Below are 21,256 nucleotides of genomic sequence, written 5' to 3'. Positions count from 1 at the left end.
CAAAATCTAATTTTCTATTTAAATCTATACGTTTTTCCATTAATCGCTTTATAATCTACTAATTCATCATAATAATTTCTACTGTCCCTATAAGGTATATATATTATACCATAGCTGTACCCATTATACGGTCTTGACTGATTTTTCACAAAATTTATTTTAACACTGTGGCTGTAAGATGCAATACTCAATGCTAATTCTTTATCCTTCTGCCCTACTAAGATATTCTCATTTCTAACTTTTATTCTTAATTGCTGATTTGCTGCTATAGAAAATACTTCTTTTACATTAAATTTTTTCTTCAGTATATCATACTTATTTTTATCTATATCATTACTCACCACAGCAATTGAACTAAAACCCTGCCTTAATATTACACCTCTTTTAGAGGCTATCTTAATATATGCTATATCCATTGGTATAGAGTAGAAATAATACATATAGATAATAATCATAAATACAGGGAGATATAAATATTTTCTATTTATGTACTTATAAAGCTTACTGCATATATATATTACCATAATGCTCATAGCATCTATATAGGAAAGATATACCCCTCCAAAAGAAAGTTTTATAAGTACATCTTTTATAAGATCAATGAGCTGCATATTTATATTGATAAATGTGCAAACCGCTTTAAATAGCAAATCTATATTCATAACTATCGCTGCCAAATTTCCAAGTACTACTATTCCCGAGTACAGCGGTACTAAAAATATGTTTCCTTGTAAAAAATCTGTACTTACAAAGTTAAAAGTTATTATTATAACAGGCAGTGTAAATATCTGTGCACTTAAGCTTAGACTTATATACTCATTTAGTTTGGATGGCATAAAAACAAGTTTCTTTCGTATCGTTTCATAATATAGTATAATTCCAAGCATAGCCATAAAAGAAAGTATGCATCCGATATCTAGTACTGCATAGGGATATATAAAGAAAATGATTATAGATGAAAAAGCTAGAGAGCATATAGCATCATAATTTTTATAAACTTTCTTAGATAATTTATATATAAAAATCATTATGAGAGATCTTACCGTAGCACCTGTAGTCCCTGTAAGGATGCAGTAAAAAATTGATATTGCTACAGCTGCTTTAAAGCCTGCTATTTCCTCGAATATTTTATATATCAGGGCCATATGCATCCCTGATACGCTTATTATATGAACTATTCCAAGCTGATTCATATCATTCTTGGATGAACTGCTTATATGGGATGTATCTCCAAAAGCTGCCCCCAATACATTACCTGCATACTCGTCTCCAATAAATTGTTTTAATTTAGCATACAGCTTTTCTTTAAATATGTACATGCTGCTAATATAATCCTGTTTCCTGCTTACTATCTTGCTAATTTTATAGCGGCCAATTATGCCTTTCTCATATTCTGGTTCTTTTTTAAACTCTCCTTGCACAAAGATTTTATCTCCTGCTTTTATGGTATTATCATAGGTCTCTGCTGTAATTTTTCTTCCATCATAGATGGCAGTAATATAGTACTGCTGTACATTAACTACACGTAGCACAGTACCTTTACTTATATTCATATTAAAATATATATAATAATTAAAACAGCCAGCTAAAAAGAAAACTATTCCAATAAGCACAAATTTGCATTTCTGGCTGCAAAACATCACAAATAAAAAAAATACAGCTAATATCATTGCAGCTGCAATACTTCTATTTAGTATGAGAAATGACTCAAAGCATCCGAAGATCATAAAAATTGAGTAATACACTATTGGTTTATCTTCTATCATTTCCTATACCTCCAATATATATTGTTCTATAATAAGAGCCCTATATATTGGAGTATGACCAATATGTTTATTTTCAAACCTATTTAATACCAGCAATAGCGATTATAACAATATTTACTATAATGGTAGTAGCATAGACAGCATTACTGGTTGAAAATATCTTTCTTTTCTGCATTCTATATTTATTCAATAAGAACATAAGCAAAACATTAATTATGTACCAGGTATTAATGCTAACCATTAGATATTTTTGGCTTATGTAATTAACAAGCTGAGCAGCTAATACTAATATAAAAGCTTTTACATATTGAATAAGAATATCATAGACAAGCCTATCTTCATAATAACTAAATTGGTCTTCTACTAAATCTTCTTTTTTCTTTGGTTTGTCAGCAAAAATAATCATAATCATAATAGTACAGTTAAATATACTTATCCATATTATATTACTATAATCTATTTTTTTATCTGCACTATATGAAAAAGCAAAGTTAAAGAATACTGTCATCATAGTTATCATAATGAAATTAATTAACTGCCATGATTTATAGCAATACTCTTTTCCAAAATTAAATACATCGATTATTGACTTAATAAATTTATCCGTTATTTTCATATGGCTTATTGCATGAACAAGCTCACTGCCTCCAGAAGAGACATCTATATTTATATCTGCTTTTGAACCAGCCGTAAAATCATAGTTATCCTCTATTACAAATCCAATTTTTCTTTCCATTCTTTTCAACGAATCTACAATTCTAAGTTTATTTTCTGTAGACATTTTACAAAAAACCTTTACCTTGGGAACAAGCCTGTCCAATTCTTCATCAGACATATTATCTATTTCCACTCCCGTAATTATCTGATTCAGATTTTTCAGTACTCCTATTTTCTGCCCCCAGTATAAAGTAGAAAGTTTTGTATCACCAGTTATAAACTTAGGCTCCACATTTAATAACTTAAGATTAGTTATAAATTTTTGAGAGCTATTATAAATGCAATTTTCAAACACTATAATACCAACAAACACCATATTACTCTCTATATTTTCTTCAACTGTAGGTTCATAATTAAAACTTCTATAACCATATGCAACAACATTGAAGCCTTGACTCTCAGCCTCAATAACTTTATTTTTTATAACATCTATTTCCTCTTTTGTAATTTCTATTACTAAGCCGTCCTTCATAATATGTGTACAAATATCAATAACTCTCTCGAAAATACCTTTAGTATATACTCTGTGTTTATCATTTATAGAATACACAGCTGTAAATAGCTGTCTTTCCTTATCATATGGTATCATACTCTTGCGCTGCAAATTTTCCTGAAGTATGAAATCACCAAACTTTTCCTCCCAGTTTCTAGCTATACACCTTTCCATTATTCCGTTATAATCCCTGTGCACCTCAGAAATAGCATCAATGTTAGCCATGCACAAAAGGCCGCACTCCAGCATTCTATCAAGATTATTACTTTCCCCTTTTTTTATCTCTGAAGTGCTGTACTCGATTTGATCCGTAAAAACATACCTAATATTCATTTCTCTGTCACTTAAAATACCACATTTATCCATAATCATCGTATCTATATCATTTATGTTTTTTAGCATATTTATCTTAAGTATTCTTTTATTCTCATCATCTACATATATCATTGCTATGAAATAGCAGATAATAAATATCATTATTGCGTTATTTATAGTTCCGCTTAGTAGTGCTCCTGCAGCAAAATCAACCCTATCAAAGGCACGTCCATATATAAACTGTCCTAATCCGCATATAGCTGCTATCATTAATATTATAAAACCACAATGGACAGCAAACTTTTTCTTTATACCCTTAAAATAGTCTTCATCTTTAACCCATATATCCGCCATAGCATTGATAAGTTCCGCAGCCTGTGTCTGCATTCCAGTCGCTATAATAACCCCTGTACAATCACCTTTCACGATAACAGAATTTTTGAAGATAATATTCTTCATCGAAGATAAATCGCTTACTTCCTCTTCTATCTTCGTGGAATATTTTTCTTCTATTCCATTCTGTCCAGTTATCATGTTTTCTCTTACCCTTAGTTTTTCACATTCTATAATTCTGATATCTGCTGGTACTATATTACCTGCTCTAAGTATAACTATGTCGCCAACCACCAGTTCAGACGCCTGTATATTAACTATTTTATTATCCCTTATCGTCGTTACCAACTGCTTATTGTATTTTTTTACATTTGCCAGCTTTCTTGCTTTTACTATTACCAAACCCATCTGCAAAAAATAGCCAATCAAAGTTAACAAAATGAATACTGCACCGTAGGCATATTCTTTTGAATAAATAAGTATAGCTCCATCTATTATGAAAATAATAGGCCAGATTTGAAATATATATTTTAGCAAAATCTTTATAATTTTTTTAAAACTAATACTAATTATATTGGGACCATATTTTGCTTTTCTAATTTCAATCTCACTTGAACTTAACCCCTTATTGCTATCACTCCCAAGAAGCTCCACAACTATATTCCAAGAATTTCTATAGATTTTTTCCATATCTCTACTCCCTTTAAGAAGTTATATTAAAATAAAATTACTAATGAATATAATTCGTAATTACAGTAATTAATTTATCAGCTTCCAATTTTAGATTCATAACATACTTTCTACATATTTAGTTTCGTAGTAATTTCTTTTTTCTTTAATTAACTTTTTAATTATATTCGTTATATCTCTAATTTTTTTGGATTTATTGCACAGTTATACTGTCTTTCATTTTTTCAAAGGTCTTCTCACCTATTCTATCCACATTGGTAATATCCTGAACGTTCTTAAAACCTCCGCTTTTTTCTCTATAGTCAATTATATTTTGTGCAGTAACTGGACCTACGCCTGGTATTTTTTGAAGTCCATCTAAATCCGCAGTATTAATATTTATTACTTCCTGAGCTGCACCAACTTCAATACTTTTATCAGTACTATTATTGATGACTGCTACAGACTTATTATTATGTCCTTCTTTTTTATTATATATTACTATGCATTCTTCATCCATCAGCTTTTTTGCTAAACTTGGAATATTCTCTTTATCTGCGTTTTTTTTAAAGCCGCCTGCTTTATAGATAAGATCCTGAAGCCTGCTATTCTGCTCCATAGTGTACACTCCTGGTTTCTTTATTTCTCCTTTTATTTCAACTTTTATTTCTGAAGTTGTTTGCATATTTTGCGTATAGTTCTTATTTGAGGCATAATTGTCTTTCTCCTCACCGGTATTGTCTCCTTGCTCAGTTTCAACAAATATGTCTTCATTATTATTGCTTTGATTTCGCGAATTAATAAAACTTACCATGGTTAAAATAACTATTATAATAGCTATAACAATGGAACCAATTATCTTTTTTTGATTTTTCATATTGTACCCCCTAACAGTTTGTTTCAGTTTATAGTAAATACACCTGTATTTTAAATTATTGCCAATTTGTAAAAATCTATCGCTATATAAGATTTTTTTTGCTATAATTTATATATCTGACTTTTTTCGGAGGTTATTATGAAAAAAAGTATTAGTTCTATATTATTAACTCTATTTTTAGTAACGAATATTCCAAATGTTACATACGCAAAAAATAAACAGAATAAGCTACCTGTCCCAGAAGCCCGCAGTGCTGTTTTAATGGATGCTGATTCCGGCGAGATATTATACTCTAAAAATAAGGATAAAGCTTATCCGCCTGCTTCGACGACTAAAATTCTTACAACTCTGCTTACGTTAGAAAAAGGAAATTTAGATGATGTTATAACCGTTGGAAAAAAACCGCCTTACGCTGAAGGAAGTTCTATCAGTCTAAGGATTGGAGAAAAGGCAAAGGTTATAGATATTCTATACGGATTGAACCTTCAATCAGGAAATGATTGTGCTGAAGCATTAGCAGAATATATATCAGGGACACAAAAAAAATTTGTTAAATTAATGAACAAAAGGGCTAAAGAGTTAGGCTGCACTGATTCTAATTTCGTTAATCCCAGCGGACTATACAATAAGAATCATATTGCATCTGCAAAAGACCTTGCACTTATATATAGGGAACTTATAAAACATCCAGAATATTTTGAGATAGCTACTACTCTTACACATAAAATGTCTAAGAATAATAAGTGTAAAGTAACTCGATATATATGGAACAAAAACCGAATGGTAAGAAACGGAACTGCTTTTTATTACAAATATGCAGTTGGGGGCAAACTTGGATACACTGTGCAATCGCACCATTCCTACGTAGCAGTAGCAAAAAAAGGTGGCAGAACACTTATTGTTACGTTAGTCAATAGCAAATCTACATTTGGATACTATGGTGATGCAAAAAACCTTTTTGAATATGGATTTAAGAATTATTCTACAAAAGAGCTTTTTAAAAAAGATGACAAGCTATCTGATATAAAGATCGGAAATAGCGTAAAGCTTACTGCATTAGCAGGAGACAACTTTTATTACAGCATAAAGAAAAGCAGTAATAATACTTCACCAAATTATACGTTGAACTATGATAAGAAATCTCTTGCTGGCAAAACCATAAATTCCGGAGATAAAATTGGAACTATAGTTGTAAAAGATGGTTCTAATAAAACAATCATTCCGCTTCTTAGTGGTTCTAGCTATAAACCACCTAAAAATCCTGCTCCAGGAAACGTTGTTAAATCTCATAAAAACGTATTAGGTTTTTCTTTAGGACTTATATTGCTAGCAGCACTTGTACTGTTTTATAGATTTAGAATTAGAAGAAACAGGAGAAGATACAACGGATATACGGACTATTCAAACTACAGATAAAATAAGGGGTGAGTGGCCTCCGTCGGCTGAAAAATGCCTTCTACGGTCACTCACCCCTTTAACCGTCTCTATGCATTTACAAAGTACTATTTTCTACATTACTTCTTCCAAATTTTTTTCTTGTTTATTTAATTAATAGTATTTTCTTAAGAATTATCTTCATATCACTTCGTATATTATATAATTACATCTTTTGGACAAACAGCTTAAATCATAAAAACGTAAACTAAATAAAATATACAACACCATATAATGAAATTGGCTTCTTAAGGAGGCGATTTCTTCCTTCACTTTTCTCTTTTCTCTTTACTCTTTAGGAGTGTATCTTGATATTAATTTAGAATTATCCACAATTGGCAAAATACATAATTTCCTAAAGAGTAAAAAAATCGGCTAATCGCCGATTCCGGAGGGGCACCTATGTCCTCCGGACCGGAACCACCTAATCCTGCTCGTTGCCACTCGCAAGGTGATCCATAAAAGGTCATTTAGACCTTTTATCGCTGCAGCGTCCGCTACGCTCCCTGACCCTTTTGCAGTGCTCTGTAGGTACGTAAAGTTGATCTGTTGGTTAAAGGCCTAAATAGCCTTAAACGGGTTATCTGCGAATAATAATGAGCGTGCTTAGATAACCCCGACTATAAACATTTTCTATGCCCTAACTCTTAATATTAACAAAACACTTTTATTTTATTAATTTTATTCGGTTTTATTGCTTGTTCACTAAATAAGAAAGCTGTGTAATAAAAGACTGTCGTAATCTCACACTTTCATATAATGATTGTATAGCTGCTCAATAGAACCGTATCGTTCTACTTTCCGTCCAACCTTGTGATACTCTTCTAAATACTTATCCATGACCCTAAGAAAGTCCTCTTTAAATGATGTTAGATCATCTGCATTGAAATATTGCATTAAATCAAACTTTTTCGTGCCTCGATATTTTGTCATTTCGTCAAGAAAGCCTTGCGCTCCCAAGGCTGCATGATAAACATAGGATTTATCCTTTGCTTCAGCACTTACTATGACCTTATTGCGATAATTGCACCATAATTCTTCATAGGTACCTCGAAGATTATCATAAGTGGGTACAGGTTGTTTTACTAAATTCGCATACATCTCATCATACAAATTAATAACGCTTTTTAGCATTTCATGCAAAGCAATGCGTGTTTCAGGTATTGTCTTAGCATTAATCACCTTCATATACTTTATTTCAAATTTATCAGGTATATACTTAAAAGTTGCCATTTTTATTTTGCTATCCACTTCCTATAAAGCTACTTTATTAATATCATATCCTAATTACTGTAGCTATTTAGCTTTGATATTAAAATTTATATCAAAATAGTACTTATCATTTTTTAATGTTTGATGTTCATATCTTATCTTCATATTTGTACTTTCCTTCTTTAAAGGTGTAAAGTAAAAATCTTGTCTATCATAGTTAGTACCTTTTTCTCCTATTTGTGATCTAGGTGTTGGTATTTCAATCCAGTCACGTTTATCAAGTTTAAATATATCATTTTTTATATTATTTTTTATATTCCATGTACACATGATTGTTCTATTTGCTGGAAGTGATATAATAAATCTTGATTTTGATGACACCGTTATATTGAGGGTTTCGTTATTCTTAACTTCATATTGTCTTAATTCGGCCTTAGAAGAATTGTATTCAATTACTGCAATAATGTATTTATTTATCTCTGTAGTATAATTATAGGTTTGTTTTGATAAAACCTTTCCTAAATTTTTAGATTTTCCAATATAAAAACTATATTTTAGTAATTGATTTTTTGGTTTGTCTAAAATGACGTGACTTTTTGGAAATATAAACCTTATTGCGATGACAAAAACTAAAATGACTAAAACGGTAACCAATATAGTTTTACCATATGTTCTTATTACATTATAATTCATCTATTCACCATACTTTCATTCTTTCTTGCGTCCTCAAAATCAGAAATTCACATTTTAAATTCAATAAGCCCATGACAGACTACCTTCTTTTTTCCTTTAAATTCATACAATGTTCTGACTGCACACTCTTTTCTGCAGGCTATACATTCCAATAAATTACAAAACATTCTTTCAGCAAATTCCTCCGAAGTTTCTGCTGATTTGTTTAATGTAGCTTCCATCATATCATCTTTTCTGTGCGAGAATTGCGGCTTACTGCTTGTTATTATGTACCATCCTAAAGAATGAGTTAATACATCATTGCTTGGACGTAATGCATATGAAAAACCATAATCTGATGCTAAATATGTTATTTTATTTCCATGCTTTTCTATCTGCCGCTTAAATTTCATTGGCTTTAATGAGCACAGAAATTTGTCCGTTTTTATGATTTCATCTCACAACTCCTGTGGAAGCTTGGATATACAGTTTTCAAAGCTTGGCTTCTCTCCAGGTTTTACTGTTTCATTAAGTTCTTTTAATAACTTTGATTTCATATATTTCTCTTTTTTTGAATAGAATCGTTCTTCGCCGCTGATGAATATCTGCATGGCTTTAAAATCATATATTACTGATATATCTACAAATTCGTTCATAGGGATATGATTATGAAAAAATCTATTTTTATGGTTTGGTTCTATAATATCATCTATTCTTCTGTTGTCTGACCATGGTGTTCCAAAATTTATATGTCCATTCCCTAAAAATAAATAAAATGCTGGTGAATCTATTTTAACTGTTAAATCAATTCTCATTGGTAATCTGCATTACGTCTATTAACATTAATTTACTACTTATTTTGAAAATATTATAAAGTTATCCACCTATATTTCATCTTGGACTTAATTGTTTCTTTGGACATTCACCTTCTCTAACAGCGATGATAACTGATAGATAATCTTGTATCATTTCTCTAGTAACATTCATTTGAATAAGGTACAAATCTGCCAGTGTTTTCTTTAATCGTAAAAGAAGTTCTCTATTACCTACTTGCTTTGGCACGGGTGTATATTCCACCAAAAATACAGTTCTTGCAACATCGTATAAATAATATCCATGGCACACATTCATAAAATCTACAACCATTGTGTGTTCCTCCGATATAAGTATATTGCCTGGATGAAAGTCGCCATGACAAAGTGTGTTCCCTTCTGGTAATCTCTCTATCATTTGCGATATTTCTTCTCGTTTCTCTAAACTAACTGATGGTGTATTTGGTATATGAGACTTTAAAAAATCTTTATAGTTTAGTACATCGCTAACCTTATTATGAATGATTGTTTTGTGTAACTTTGCCATATACACTGAACATTCTTGCACATTACCAGTTTTCATAACCCAATCCAACAGGGATTCACCTTTCACCATATCATATATAATGCCAATTCTCTCTTCATAGAAGATTATTTCATATGCTTTTGGTTTTGCAAAATCTATATTTCTTATCATCATGGCATTATGAAATTCTATTTCTATCGCTTCTTTAGGATAATCTGCATAGAAAAGTTTAAGCACTTTATCTTTTCCCCATTCATATACGCTTGCTGTATTGCCTACACCAATTAACTTCCCATATCTCATCTATTTTTCTCCTTTATAAAACTACATTTAATTCATAAAAAAAATCGGCAAAAACTACAACTAATTCTGGATAACAATCATTAATCATCTATCTTTTTTTATCCCACCTATAAATATCTTTTGATTTCCATTTCACACCGTCATAAATAACTGTCCAGAGCAGATTTTCATCATTAACATGAACGTCCCATTTTATTTTGCCACTCGTTGAATTTTTTGCAATTAGCTTCCATGCCTTTCCACCGTCATGTGTCACATATACAAGTAACTTCTCTTTATATTCCTGGCCTATAAGAATCCCGTCTTTTTTAGAAAAGAAAACTGGCGGATAAGTTCCCAGCGTCCACCCTTTGTATTTGTGTGGTACATCTACATGTTGATATTTCCAAGTTGTACCTCCATCCAACGATCTAAATAACCCAACATATCCGCATCGAGGTGTTGATGTTGTAACCCATCCGGTTTGTTTATCTAAAAATGTAATACCAGTCTTACTCATTAATGGATACGATTTTTTCGTCGAATTAATCAAGAACCACTTCTTTCCACCATTTATAGTCTTATAGAGTAAAGCCGGCTGATGAAACATAGCACAATCAGTATAAACTGCTTTCCACCCTATTTTCGAGTTTATGAAAACTGCATCCGAATATAATTCTTTTTCATTATACCTTACAATTTTAACGCCAATAGGAGTAAAACCTTGCATTTCTATATTGGAATTATTACTTTTTTTATCTTTTTCTGAAGATTTACTTACTACTGAATGTTTTGATTTATTCTTATTGCTATCAATTTTTCTTTTTATTGTTTTGTTTGGAGAACAAGCAGATAAAATCAACGAGCAGACCATAACAAGAATGATGAACTTTTTCATTACATTCCTCCATAATATTAAATAATATGTGTGATTACCGCATCATATTCTTATAATATTACTTTGTTGGTAACTATTGGTTACATCATAATTACAAGTGCATATAAATCATTACATACCTCAGTTACAAATTGAAATTTTCAGATATGTAAGAAGTAAGAACTAAGAAGTAATAATTATTGAAGAAATTCAGCCCAAAAGCTGAATTTCCACCTGTCACAAAATGCTCAGATTTGTCATTGACACTTGCTTTCATATAATATCTGCTAACAATCTTACCCCCTTTTCCATTTGTTCAATTTTTGTATTGCCATAACCAAATATTAATGAATTGTCTGCTTGGGAAGTTGAATTATCCGATATATAATGCTTATTCATAGCTATGATTTCTATATTTTTCTCACCAATCTTCCTCATAAGAGCTTTGTCAAAAGTAACATCTTTAAATTTAGCTACAAAATGCATCCCAGCCTGAGCGCCGGTAATCGTTACACGCTCACCAAACTCTTTCTCAAGACATTGAGTAAGATAGTTTCGCTTTTTAAGATACAATCTTCGCATCTTGCTGATATGTCGATCAAAAAGACCTATTTCTATAAACTTTGCTAATGCAATTTGTTCAAAATTTGGTGAATGGAGGTCAGCCACATACTTTATATCTTCTATTTTTCGAAGCAATTTATCAGGTAAAACCATGTATCCTATTCTTAATGCTGGCATTAAAGTCTTAGAAAACGTTCCTACATAAATGACTTTTTCTGGATCTAAGTATTGCATAGACTGTATGGGGTCTCCATCAAATCGAAATTCGCTGTCATAATCATCCTCTACAATGTAAGTCCCATGTTTTTGAGCATATTTTATCATTTCAATTCTTCGATTAATTGGAAGGACTACTCCTGTTGGAAATTGATGACTTGGTGTTGTGAATATCAATTTTGGAGGCAGTTTAGGTAATTCAGAAATAACCATCCCCTGTTCATCAACCCTAATTGGTTTCATAGTCACCTTATTACTCTTTAATGTATGCAAAATGCCATAACTAAGCGGATTTTCAACTAGTACATATTCATGAGCTTCCACCAGTTGACATAATAGAGAAAAAGCTTGTGCTGCACCATTGGTAATCAGTATATTATCAGGAGAAGTACATACACCTCTGACGCGTTCTAAATAACTAGAAAGCTCAGAACGTAATTCATAACTTCCAAAAGAATTTTGATAATCCATCTGCGTCACTTCTATATTAAGAATACTTTCCTTATACACCTGTGCCCATTTGTTAACAGGTATGTTATCTAAATCCGGAACCCCAGTACGAAATGATATTTTTTCTATACCATTATCACTTTTATTACAGTGTGATTCCATTCTTATTTTATTTTGTTGGAACTTCAACCCTTCACATATATAAGTCCCTGAACCACTTTTCGTATAAATGTACCCTTCTGCCATTAACTGCTCATAGCAATCTAGCACTACATTCCTTGCAATATTTAGATCTTTTGATAATTCTCGTGTTGATGGAAGTTTATCATTTGATTTCAGATTACCACTTAAAATTGATTCTTTATAATACATATAAAGTTGTCTCGATAAAGAAATTCTAGATTCTCTATCAATATTTATAAAATTCATATAAACACCTTCTGCACTTCACTAAAATGGTTCCTTAAAAATCATCAAAATGTGGCTCTTATCATGACCACTATATAATGCTACATTATATCATATCAGTAATAAAAATACATTAGGAGGCCATTATGAATATATTCAGCTTTTTAATTACATCATTTATCATCATATTAATTCCAGGTACAGGAGTTACATATACGATTTCAACAGGAATAACAAAAGGAAAAAGAGCCAGCATATTTGCTGCTCTTGGTTGTACTTTGGGAATCATCCCACACTTATGTGTAAGTATTGCACTTTCATCATTTATTATGAAGATGAACAGTGAATCTTTCCTCATTCTAAAACTAATTGGTGCCCTGTATTTGTTATATCTTAGTATTGGTATGATAAGATCAAAAACAAGTTTTGAACTAACAAATGGTGATTCAGAAGAAAAAGTGAGCAAGATAATTCGCAGCGGAATTCTTATTAATTTACTCAATCCGAAACTTACTTTATTTTTTTTCTCGTTCTTGCCTCAATATGCGAAGTCAACTAGTGGTAATTATATGACTGAATGTTTGTTTTATGGATTTGCATTTATGTTCCTTACGCTCTTGGTTTTTATAGGATATGGCTTACTAGCAGGGATAACAAATAAGTTTTTTATAAACTCTCCAAAAAGGATATCCTCAATTCAAAAAATATTTGGTATTATCTTTATCGTTTTTGCAATCCAGCTTGCATTTAGTTCGATTTAGAATATTTAAAAAGAGTAGAAAGTGATTTCCGTCGACTGAAAAATACCTCCTTCAACCAGAAAAGAAAATCCTATTAACTATTTAAACTTCCAGTTAGAAAATTCTTCCGTTAGTTTTGGAAGATGTTCATCTCATACAACACAATCTATAACCTCTAAATTTAATGCTGTGTTATTTCTAATCTATATTACGTTCTACATATTCTACAATAATCCCGTCTCTATGTTTTACAGTCATATTTCATCCTGTAGGTACTTTCCTAATATCTTTAATTATATCAGCACCTTTCTAGACAGCAGCTGCAACACTTTTATCAATTCCTTCCAGCTTCTAATATGCAGATGCTCGCATTCTGGCTCTGTTTCAAAAGGTTTGCGGTAAGTACATTTTATTCTACTTTCATACCATACAGGAAACATTCCACATGCAGCTGAACTTTCCACATCAAAAACAATATTATCCCCACAATACCAAATATCTTCTGGTTTTAACTGTGATTTACTAATAGCTACTTCAAACATATGAGGATGCGGCTTTCGATATAAATATTCACTTGAAGCCAAAATGAATTCAAATTTGTTCATAGGAAGTATTTCGTTAATTCTTCTTGCTAGTACCTTTTCAGAGTGAGCCATATTACTAATTACACCACTTCTTATCCCGTTCTCATTTAAATATGTAAGTACCTCTCCAATTCCTTCCATTGGTTCAATTGATTCAGTTGCTATCCAACTCTCATATTCTAGTTCATTTGGCGTAAGATCAAATTTCAAACCAAGCATTTCAAACAAAAGCATGTCCAGTTTTTGTCCCATGACTTCTAAATCCCTTGCTCTCAAAACGGAGGATTGCTCATCAAATAGTTCCTTTTGACGTCTGTTCAACTCTTCCGCTGTAATATTTTTAGGATTATAGGTAGCATGACTTAAAATTGCTTCAGCTCCCTTAATATGATCTTCTGCAGGCTCATAAACTAATGTATGCCCGTAATCAAATAGAATCATTTTAGGTGATTTCATAGTATCACTCCATCCAAAATCATAATTTTTAATTTCAATTTAATCTAAGGATAATTATACCACTTCCTTTTTATAAACCTGTACCATCCTGTCACCTGCTCTTTGAATAAAACCTGTAACTATGGAAAAAGATTATATTCAGAGAAGTGACTTAATGAACTTTGAAGACAATGATACATTTTAGGAATTAGTGAAGACTTAGTTGCACAGGGAACCGGTTTGAGCATTGATAGCATAAGGAAAATAAAAAAGAAGCTAAATCAAGATTCCATTGGTTAGCTGAAATCCCAAGAGGCAGTTCATATAATTTGAACTGCCTCTAAAATTATTCTGAATAAACATAAAGTATAAATGATATAAGCACTTGCATTTAGGCTCTTTCATCAAATACTGCAACTAATTCTGGATAAAAATCATCAATCTTTCATATAATGATTGTATAGCTGCTCAATAGAACCGTATCGTTCTACTTTCCGTCCAACCTTGTGATACTCTTCTAAATACTTATCCATGACCCTAAGAAAGTCCTCTTTAAATGATGTTAGATCATCTGCATTGAAATATTGCATTAAATCAAACTTTTTCGTGCCTCGATATTTTGTCATTTCGTCAAGAAAGCCTTGCGCTCCCAAGGCTGCATGATAAACATAGGATTTATCCTTTGCTTCAGCACTTACTATGACCTTATTGCGATAATTGCACCATAATTCTTCATAGGTACCTCGAAGATTATCATAAGTGGGTACAGGTTGTTTTACTAAATTCGCATACATCTCATCATACAAATTAATAACGCTTTTTAGCATTTCATGTGAAGCAGTGCGTATTTCAGGTATTGTCTTAGCGTTAATCACCCTCATATACCTTTTTTCGAATTCGTCAGGTATATATTGAAAAGTAGCCATTTGCTCTAAATACCTTTTAATACCACGTTTGAAGTAGCTGTTATTTAAATTTACTATGGCATTTATCAGGTTGTACAAAACTCCACCTGCTGCATATCTTACAGTTCCTATATTTTCTGAAAGCATGGTATTGGCATATTCCTGCTTGGCTAGGTCAATACAGTTTTTAGCCCGTTCAATACATTCTTCTCCTATTGGTTTAGCAAGGGCGTCGAGAGCTCTTTGCTTGTAAGCATTAAATCTTACTAAATACTCGGGCTTAGCACAATATAGAATTTGGCAATCAACCAAATGAGAAATCAGAGGGCTTTTTAGTTGAGCTTCTGCTTCAATCCTAGTTTCCCATGGTGTGCAATAAATATCATACCCAACATCTTCTAGTATGAAACAAGAAGCTATCCCCCATCCGCGATCATTATTGTTGATAATAATCAGATCAAGGTCGCTTTTTTCATGATAGTCTCCTGTGCTAAAAGATCCTGTAAGTCCAATGATAGCAATATCTTCTGGGAAATCTCTTTTTGCTCGCTCAATTACCATATTGATTATTGAATTATTTTTATCAAATAATTGCTGTCTTGTTTTTTCATCCATAAATAACACCTTCTTATTAATCAAGTTAAATACATACTTATATTTTAACGGTAGTTACCTACTTTAAAAAGATAACAATTGCTTCTGTATAGTTTTTACACAAAAAGCTTCCTTCAGTTATGTATTAGTAACTTAGGCCTTTATCCTCAATAGGATATTTTATGACAGCTCAAAGCAAAAATCATTATTATATAGATAAAAAGGCTAGAGTTTAATTTTTTTCTAAACTCTAGCTTAAGATTTAGTGTAATTCATCTTTTATGCTTTTAATATCTTCTTCCGTAAGACCGGTTGCCTTCATTACTGTCAGCATATCCAATCCAATTAAAATTAAGTTTTTCGCTACGTCCTTTACCCCTTCTTCTCTTCCTTCTTCTCTTCCTTCTTCTATACCTGCCTGCTTGGCAGTTTTTTCTCTTGTCAATTGATCCATTATTTCTGCTTGTCTTGCCTCATAAGCCATTCTTGCCTCTTTATCTTTACTTACTCTTTGCAATACTTCATAAGCAGTTTTAATATTTTCATTTTTTTCTGCAAGCATTATCATCCCCTCCTTAGATTCTGAATTAATAAATTGTAGCCAGTCTAATATAGGATCAGCACTATCTTTTATGCTGTCTAATCTCTTTAATTTGGGCAATTCTAGAAAATGCACCTCTAATACATCTGTCAATTTGTACCCTGTTTCATCTTCTGTAATATGGTAAGTTGTATGTACTTTATCTACAGGTACACACTCAAAGTCTACAACATTTATTGTTATACATTTTTTCAGTTTATCATAAGTATCCCCAGGAATTATCTGACTATTATACATTTTACTCCAATAAAACAAGGTTCTTTCCGGCATAAAAGCTGTAGGTAATATTTGTATTTCTATATCAATTTGCTTTCCATGCTTTGTCTCTACTCTAACATCTAATATCCCTTTTTTATCTTCTCTAAACTCTCTTAAAAGCTCTGTATTTATTAATTTTATTCCTTGAAACTCTTCTGTCGAAACTCTTAGAACAGCACTTAAAAAAGCAATTAAAATATCTTTATTCTTTTCATCTCCAAATATCAGCTTAAATACAAAATCTACCTTTGGAGACATAATGAAGTCATCTTCTATATTAAATTTATCTAAATCCCTATAGTCTGTTGTCATATCGTAATATATCCTCTTTCCATCATTTACTGATACAATCTTTATACGTTGCATTAAGAACTCTACCTCGTGAATATATTGACTGTGTAGGCTTCGCCCATTTTGAATAATCACAATGTAATATGTCCTCGCACTGTATCTATTTTTAATTATGATCTTTATTCAGAATTTAATTCACATATATTACTATAACTTTATTATATCACTTCAATGTTATCATTTAAATAACTGAATTTAACTATATTAACACTGCTAAACACCTCATACTTGTGATCTATATGAATATAATGAAAAGCTTATGTTCTTTTCTTAGCACTGGAATAATAGAGAGTAAAAAACATTATATAAACTATAATTCTATCTACATACTGCCATCTTAACTACTATAATTGATTACTCTCACCCTAGTCATAAAATCTTTTTAAAACAAATTATCCTGTTTGCTTCCTCAAAACCAACTTACAAATGGAAGTCATAACTTTCTTTATTGTGTAATTCGCAATCACTTGCAAATTCACTACAGCCCTGTCTTCTAGCCAATCTTCACATTGCTTTAAAAGTTCCTTTGCAAAGCCTTATAAATACTTTCTCACAATTGCTTCATTTCCCAAATCCTTGTATACTGAAAAACCATACTTTTCATATAAGGCATAAGGCCCATGATAGCTGCGATTGCTTGCCTTACCTGTTTCTGGATATGCTTCAACATAGGTGTACCCTTCTTCACAAGCATCACTACACACTCTGTCTAGCAACTGTGCTGCAATGCCTTTACGGCGCATATGTGGTGCAATCGTAAAGCATACAATTGATTTTACACTTTCATTACAATCAACATTCCTCCATATTTCAGGATACTTTTCTTTGCTCAAGCGGTCATAGTTAGCTCTATCATTAGCATTACACCAACCCACAACAGAACCATCTGCATAAGCCAGATACCCTTGCAAAATACCATTTTGAATATATTTTATTGCAAGTTCACGCTTAAAACAACCTCCACCATCCGCAGTATATTTGCTACACTCATTCTCTAATTCATCATTCCAATGATACCAAACACAGTAGCAACCGCTCCATTCAGAATTATCGGAAAAAGCTACATTATCAAAATAATCCATATAATCTTTTGTTAATTCTAGTGATAATCTTTTAATTTCAACCTTCATAATCTATACTCCAAATTTATTTTCTATTATGGCCAACCCGTAATAATCTTTCTACCAACTCAGCGTAATGGCACATATTAGATTCTTCACAGCCATCGGTATTACAAAGCATAATAATTAGCAACTGACTTTTCGGAAACCTTGTAATTCTTGTACTAAATCCTGGTAAATCTCCTCCATGCCATACCTTGTCATTCTCTATATACCATCCCATTCCATAACCGCCCAACATAGGGCTAAACATCTGATCTAGTCTCCTATTATTTATAAACTTATTTGTATAAAGAGCTTGGTCCCATTTACTCAAATCTACTACAGTAGAATAAATACTACCTGCTGCAAAGAATGAGAACAACTGTGTCTGTTTCTCCCTGTGAGCAATTCTTGGAGATTTATATCCTGTTGCAATATTTTCAAGATTAGGCTTGTATGGAATGCATCCTGATCTCTCCATATGTAGAGGTGCAAAAATATATTTTTGCAAAAACTCTTCATATTTAATACCTGATACTTTTTCTATTAAGACTCCCAGCACTATATAATTAGAATTACAGTACTCAAACTGCTCTCCCACAGGCTTATAATCCTCTAAGGTCTTAATAAAATCATAAACGTATTCTTCAGTTATTCCTTCAATCTCTTTCCACCGGGAATTACACCAATATTCAGGCATTCCAGAAGTCATATTCAACATATCTTTAATTTTAATATGCGCTCCTCTTTTAAAATCACTTAAATATTTGCCAATGCAGTCATCTATTGAAATAACTCCCCATTGATCGAGCATTAATATACACATAGCCGTAAACTGCTTAGTTATAGATGCTATGCAAAAGATTGTATCCCTGTTATGCTTTTTCATTTCTGTGAAATCAGCCATACCAAAACTTTGTTCAAAAATAACGTTTAGGCCTTTCTTGATAAAAATATACCCATTAAAATCTTTAAAGTATTCATTTTCCACATATAAAGCATTTATCTTTTTTGACAATTCATTATCCACTTAAGTAACTCCTCCTCATTATACTTATTTAATAATGCAAAACTCATAAGCTAACGCCATTAATAAATAGTATATACTGTCCAGTAAGAAGAGAGTCAATCATTATGTATCCATATTTTACCACATATTCAAAATAAAAGAACACCACTTTTACAGTGATGTTCTTTCATTATTTTAATCTTTCAATTAATTTACTCATATCCTCCGGCAAAGGAGACTGAAATTCCATAACTTCATTTTTCCTTGGATGCATGAATTTGAGTCCACTGGCATGAAGTGCCTGTCTTGCTATAAGCTCTCTGTCATCTTCGCTTCCGTAGAGTATATCTCCTACAATTGGATGTCCTAAATGGCTTAAATGCACTCTTATCTGATGCGTTCGTCCCGTTTCCAGCTTTAAGCGTACAATATCTCCTTTAGCTAAATGTTCCATGACCTGATAGTGTGTTATGCTTCTCTGACCGTCTTCACGTACAACTCTCTTTATGGATTCAAGAGAAGGTCTTAGTATCGGTAAATCGATTGTATCTGAATCCTGTGATAAATTTCCCCATACTACAGCTGTATATTGTTTTTCAAATGTGTTTTTCTCCATCTCTTTAGCTAAAAACATATGGCTGTACTGATTCTTAGCTATAACAATAAGCCCTGAGGTATCCATATCCAACCTGCTTACAAGTCTAACGATGCAATCTTCACCATTTTCTTTGAAATGATACAGCACTCCGCTGGCGAGGGTATGCTCACCATGAGTCTTAGTAGGATGAACTACCATAAAAGGTGGTTTATTTACCACAATAATATCCTCATCCTCATAGATTATATCAAGTTCCATTTTTTCAGGAACTATATTCTGGCTTTCCTTTTTGGAAACATCTACTTCAACAATATCCTTCAATTTCAACACATAATTAAGCTTTGCAGTTTTTGAATTGACCTTAATCCTTCCGTCCATGGCAGCACCGCGCAAAAGTCTTGTAGAAAGTCCAGCTGAACTCTTTAAATAATCTCTTAACTTTTTATTATCATTTATATCATCTATAACATATTTTAAAATTGACATAATTACTTTACAGCACCAATTGCTTCTATCTCTATAGGAGCATCCTTGGGAAGTTTTGCTACTTGTACGCAAGAACGTGCTGGAGCATCAGTAGGAAAATATTTTGCATATTCCTCATTTACACTAGCAAAATCATCCATATTCTTCAGAAACATAACTACTTTAATTACATTTTCAAGACTGCTTCCGCCCTGCTCTAAAATAGCCTTTACATTGTCCAGAGATGCTCTTGTTGCTCTTCTTATATCATCAACAACTAATTCTCCGCTTAGCATATCTACTGGAAGCTGCCCTGATGTAAATACTAGATCTCCAATTTTAATTCCCTGCGAATATGGGCCAATAGCTGCTGGTGCCTTTTCAGTTTTAATTATTTCCTTCATATACTTTCTCCTCCACTATTTATTTAATATGAGCCAATTTCTAGCTCTAATTGTATCAATATGTAGTAATTGTCCTTTATCTAATATGTATTTTATACTATTATCAATAGAAAGAAGAAGCGTTCCATCTAAGTCAACGAATGCACTGCTCCTTACTTTATCTACACCAAGAAAATCCCTGGAAGGTTCTATATAATCTGCTAAATATATTATTTTTTCAAGTCGCGACATATTAGCTCTGCCAGTCGTATGATATATTACGGAGTTTAATATATCCTTATCTGAAATTCCCATCTTATCTTTTGCAATAACAGCACCAGCTTTGCTGTGAAGGAGCTGAGGAGCATAGCACTCAACTTCATCAAGTACCATTCCTGCATCTTCTATTATCTTTTTAAGTTTGTCCTTATCCATATTTTTTGCACAATCATGTATTAATGCTGCATATGCTGCTTTCTTTTCATCTTCTCCATGCACCTGAGCCAATTTAACAGCTGTATTTCTAACTCCTATAACATGTTTGAATCTTTTTTCAGTAAGATTAGTTTTTAAAAATGCTATTATTTCATCTTCACTCCACATTCTG

20 protein-coding genes are annotated in these 21,256 nt (G+C 32.0%); 2 read left to right on the top strand and 18 right to left on the bottom strand.

The window, feature by feature from the left end:
* Positions 1-14 precede the first annotated feature (14 nt).
* The 3 genes from CLORY_RS04955 to CLORY_RS04945 form a co-directional block, all read right to left on the bottom strand.
* Positions 15-1,766: a ComEC/Rec2 family competence protein gene (locus CLORY_RS04955; RefSeq protein ID WP_079422404.1), complete on the bottom strand. Its 1,752-nt coding sequence runs from the start codon at positions 1,764-1,766 to the stop codon at positions 15-17.
* Between the two features lie 79 nt (positions 1,767-1,845).
* On the bottom strand, positions 1,846-4,314 hold the full coding sequence (locus CLORY_RS04950; RefSeq protein ID WP_079422403.1) for a P-type ATPase actuator domain-containing protein: 2,469 nt from the start codon (positions 4,312-4,314) through the stop codon (positions 1,846-1,848).
* Positions 4,315-4,507: 193 nt separating this feature from the next.
* Positions 4,508-5,170 (bottom strand): helix-hairpin-helix domain-containing protein, encoded by a 663-nt coding sequence (locus CLORY_RS04945; protein ID WP_079422402.1) that lies wholly within the window; start codon positions 5,168-5,170, stop codon positions 4,508-4,510.
* Between the two features lie 138 nt (positions 5,171-5,308).
* Between CLORY_RS04945 and CLORY_RS04940 the strand changes: the two genes are divergently transcribed.
* Positions 5,309-6,586, top strand: a complete 1,278-nt coding sequence (locus CLORY_RS04940; RefSeq protein ID WP_079422401.1) for a D-alanyl-D-alanine carboxypeptidase family protein — start codon at positions 5,309-5,311, stop codon at positions 6,584-6,586.
* Between the two features lie 762 nt (positions 6,587-7,348).
* Here CLORY_RS04940 and CLORY_RS04935 read toward each other — a convergent pair.
* The 7 genes from CLORY_RS04935 to pdxR all read right to left on the bottom strand — a co-directional run bounded on the left by CLORY_RS04935 (position 7,349) and on the right by pdxR (position 12,644).
* On the bottom strand, positions 7,349-7,837 hold the full coding sequence (locus CLORY_RS04935; RefSeq protein ID WP_079422400.1) for a hypothetical protein: 489 nt from the start codon (positions 7,835-7,837) through the stop codon (positions 7,349-7,351).
* 63 nt (positions 7,838-7,900) lie between these two features.
* Complete coding sequence (locus CLORY_RS04930; protein WP_079422399.1) at positions 7,901-8,509, bottom strand: protease inhibitor I42 family protein; 609 nt, start codon at positions 8,507-8,509, stop codon at positions 7,901-7,903.
* Positions 8,510-8,556: 47 nt separating this feature from the next.
* The gene (locus CLORY_RS23715; protein ID WP_242954340.1) at positions 8,557-8,901 is read right to left on the bottom strand and encodes a hypothetical protein; all 345 of its coding nucleotides are present in this window, start codon (positions 8,899-8,901) and stop codon (positions 8,557-8,559) included.
* 45 nt (positions 8,902-8,946) lie between these two features.
* A complete protein-coding gene (locus CLORY_RS23710) occupies positions 8,947-9,303 on the bottom strand; it encodes a hypothetical protein (protein ID WP_242954339.1) in 357 nt (118 codons plus the stop codon).
* A 76-nt stretch (positions 9,304-9,379) separates the two neighbouring features.
* On the bottom strand, positions 9,380-10,129 hold the full coding sequence (locus tag CLORY_RS04920; RefSeq protein ID WP_079422398.1) for a phosphotransferase: 750 nt from the start codon (positions 10,127-10,129) through the stop codon (positions 9,380-9,382).
* An 88-nt stretch (positions 10,130-10,217) separates the two neighbouring features.
* Positions 10,218-11,006, bottom strand: a complete 789-nt coding sequence (locus CLORY_RS04915) for a WD40/YVTN/BNR-like repeat-containing protein (RefSeq protein ID WP_079422397.1) — start codon at positions 11,004-11,006, stop codon at positions 10,218-10,220.
* A 252-nt stretch (positions 11,007-11,258) separates the two neighbouring features.
* Positions 11,259-12,644, bottom strand: a complete 1,386-nt coding sequence (gene pdxR, locus CLORY_RS04910) for a MocR-like pyridoxine biosynthesis transcription factor PdxR (RefSeq protein ID WP_079422396.1) — start codon at positions 12,642-12,644, stop codon at positions 11,259-11,261.
* Between the two features lie 125 nt (positions 12,645-12,769).
* Here pdxR and CLORY_RS04905 point away from each other — a divergent pair, with 125 nt between their 5' ends.
* Positions 12,770-13,384 carry a LysE family translocator gene (locus tag CLORY_RS04905; protein WP_079422395.1) on the top strand — a complete coding sequence of 205 codons (615 nt, stop codon included), beginning with the start codon at positions 12,770-12,772 and terminating at the stop codon, positions 13,382-13,384.
* A gap of 272 nt (positions 13,385-13,656) precedes the next feature.
* Here the strand turns inward: CLORY_RS04905 and CLORY_RS04900 are convergent, their stop codons facing one another.
* The 8 genes from CLORY_RS04900 to yqeK all read right to left on the bottom strand — a co-directional run bounded on the left by CLORY_RS04900 (position 13,657) and on the right by yqeK (position 21,252).
* Positions 13,657-14,403: an HAD family hydrolase gene (locus CLORY_RS04900; RefSeq protein ID WP_079422394.1), complete on the bottom strand. Its 747-nt coding sequence runs from the start codon at positions 14,401-14,403 to the stop codon at positions 13,657-13,659.
* Between the two features lie 416 nt (positions 14,404-14,819).
* Entirely contained in the window at positions 14,820-15,902 is a 1,083-nt protein-coding gene (locus CLORY_RS04895) for a nucleotidyltransferase domain-containing protein (RefSeq protein ID WP_079422393.1), read from the bottom strand.
* Between the two features lie 241 nt (positions 15,903-16,143).
* A complete protein-coding gene (locus tag CLORY_RS04890) occupies positions 16,144-17,106 on the bottom strand; it encodes an Rpn family recombination-promoting nuclease/putative transposase (RefSeq protein ID WP_341456633.1) in 963 nt (320 codons plus the stop codon).
* Between the two features lie 521 nt (positions 17,107-17,627).
* Positions 17,628-18,221: a GNAT family N-acetyltransferase gene (locus CLORY_RS04885; RefSeq protein ID WP_079422392.1), complete on the bottom strand. Its 594-nt coding sequence runs from the start codon at positions 18,219-18,221 to the stop codon at positions 17,628-17,630.
* 16 nt (positions 18,222-18,237) lie between these two features.
* The gene (locus CLORY_RS04880) at positions 18,238-19,224 is read right to left on the bottom strand and encodes a serine hydrolase domain-containing protein (RefSeq protein WP_079422391.1); all 987 of its coding nucleotides are present in this window, start codon (positions 19,222-19,224) and stop codon (positions 18,238-18,240) included.
* 169 nt (positions 19,225-19,393) lie between these two features.
* Complete coding sequence (locus CLORY_RS04875; RefSeq protein WP_079422390.1) at positions 19,394-20,287, bottom strand: RluA family pseudouridine synthase; 894 nt, start codon at positions 20,285-20,287, stop codon at positions 19,394-19,396.
* A 2-nt stretch (positions 20,288-20,289) separates the two neighbouring features.
* On the bottom strand, positions 20,290-20,670 hold the full coding sequence (locus CLORY_RS04870) for a RidA family protein (RefSeq protein ID WP_079422389.1): 381 nt from the start codon (positions 20,668-20,670) through the stop codon (positions 20,290-20,292).
* 15 nt (positions 20,671-20,685) lie between these two features.
* On the bottom strand, positions 20,686-21,252 hold the full coding sequence (gene yqeK, locus CLORY_RS04865) for a bis(5'-nucleosyl)-tetraphosphatase (symmetrical) YqeK (protein WP_079422388.1): 567 nt from the start codon (positions 21,250-21,252) through the stop codon (positions 20,686-20,688).
* Positions 21,253-21,256 lie beyond the last annotated feature (4 nt).

It is taken from the genome of Clostridium oryzae (assembly GCF_002029235.1).
GTDB classification, from domain to species: Bacteria; Bacillota; Clostridia; order Clostridiales; family Clostridiaceae; genus Clostridium_AE; species Clostridium_AE oryzae.
The sequence above is the reverse complement of the archived record's forward strand: the minus strand, read 5'-3'. Positions and strand labels throughout refer to the sequence as shown.

What these genes read in the sequence shown, in the direction of transcription:
- CLORY_RS04955 (WP_079422404.1), bottom strand. Translation starts at nt 1,766, where the DNA reads ATGATAGAAGATAAACCAATAGTGTATTACTCAATTTTTATGATCTTC.
- CLORY_RS04950 (WP_079422403.1), bottom strand. Translation starts at nt 4,314, where the DNA reads ATGGAAAAAATCTATAGAAATTCTTGGAATATAGTTGTGGAGCTTCTT.
- CLORY_RS04945 (WP_079422402.1), bottom strand. Translation starts at nt 5,170, where the DNA reads ATGAAAAATCAAAAAAAGATAATTGGTTCCATTGTTATAGCTATTATA.
- CLORY_RS04940 (WP_079422401.1), top strand. Translation starts at nt 5,309, where the DNA reads ATGAAAAAAAGTATTAGTTCTATATTATTAACTCTATTTTTAGTAACG.
- CLORY_RS04935 (WP_079422400.1), bottom strand. Translation starts at nt 7,837, where the DNA reads ATGGCAACTTTTAAGTATATACCTGATAAATTTGAAATAAAGTATATG.
- CLORY_RS04930 (WP_079422399.1), bottom strand. Translation starts at nt 8,509, where the DNA reads ATGAATTATAATGTAATAAGAACATATGGTAAAACTATATTGGTTACC.
- CLORY_RS23715 (WP_242954340.1), bottom strand. Translation starts at nt 8,901, where the DNA reads ATGAAATTTAAGCGGCAGATAGAAAAGCATGGAAATAAAATAACATAT.
- CLORY_RS23710 (WP_242954339.1), bottom strand. Translation starts at nt 9,303, where the DNA reads ATGAGAATTGATTTAACAGTTAAAATAGATTCACCAGCATTTTATTTA.
- CLORY_RS04920 (WP_079422398.1), bottom strand. Translation starts at nt 10,129, where the DNA reads ATGAGATATGGGAAGTTAATTGGTGTAGGCAATACAGCAAGCGTATAT.
- CLORY_RS04915 (WP_079422397.1), bottom strand. Translation starts at nt 11,006, where the DNA reads ATGAAAAAGTTCATCATTCTTGTTATGGTCTGCTCGTTGATTTTATCT.
- pdxR (WP_079422396.1), bottom strand. Translation starts at nt 12,644, where the DNA reads ATGAATTTTATAAATATTGATAGAGAATCTAGAATTTCTTTATCGAGA.
- CLORY_RS04905 (WP_079422395.1), top strand. Translation starts at nt 12,770, where the DNA reads ATGAATATATTCAGCTTTTTAATTACATCATTTATCATCATATTAATT.
- CLORY_RS04900 (WP_079422394.1), bottom strand. Translation starts at nt 14,403, where the DNA reads ATGAAATCACCTAAAATGATTCTATTTGATTACGGGCATACATTAGTT.
- CLORY_RS04895 (WP_079422393.1), bottom strand. Translation starts at nt 15,902, where the DNA reads ATGGATGAAAAAACAAGACAGCAATTATTTGATAAAAATAATTCAATA.
- CLORY_RS04890 (WP_341456633.1), bottom strand. Translation starts at nt 17,106, where the DNA reads ATGCAACGTATAAAGATTGTATCAGTAAATGATGGAAAGAGGATATAT.
- CLORY_RS04885 (WP_079422392.1), bottom strand. Translation starts at nt 18,221, where the DNA reads ATGAAGGTTGAAATTAAAAGATTATCACTAGAATTAACAAAAGATTAT.
- CLORY_RS04875 (WP_079422390.1), bottom strand. Translation starts at nt 20,287, where the DNA reads ATGTCAATTTTAAAATATGTTATAGATGATATAAATGATAATAAAAAG.
- CLORY_RS04870 (WP_079422389.1), bottom strand. Translation starts at nt 20,670, where the DNA reads ATGAAGGAAATAATTAAAACTGAAAAGGCACCAGCAGCTATTGGCCCA.
- yqeK (WP_079422388.1), bottom strand. Translation starts at nt 21,252, where the DNA reads ATGTGGAGTGAAGATGAAATAATAGCATTTTTAAAAACTAATCTTACT.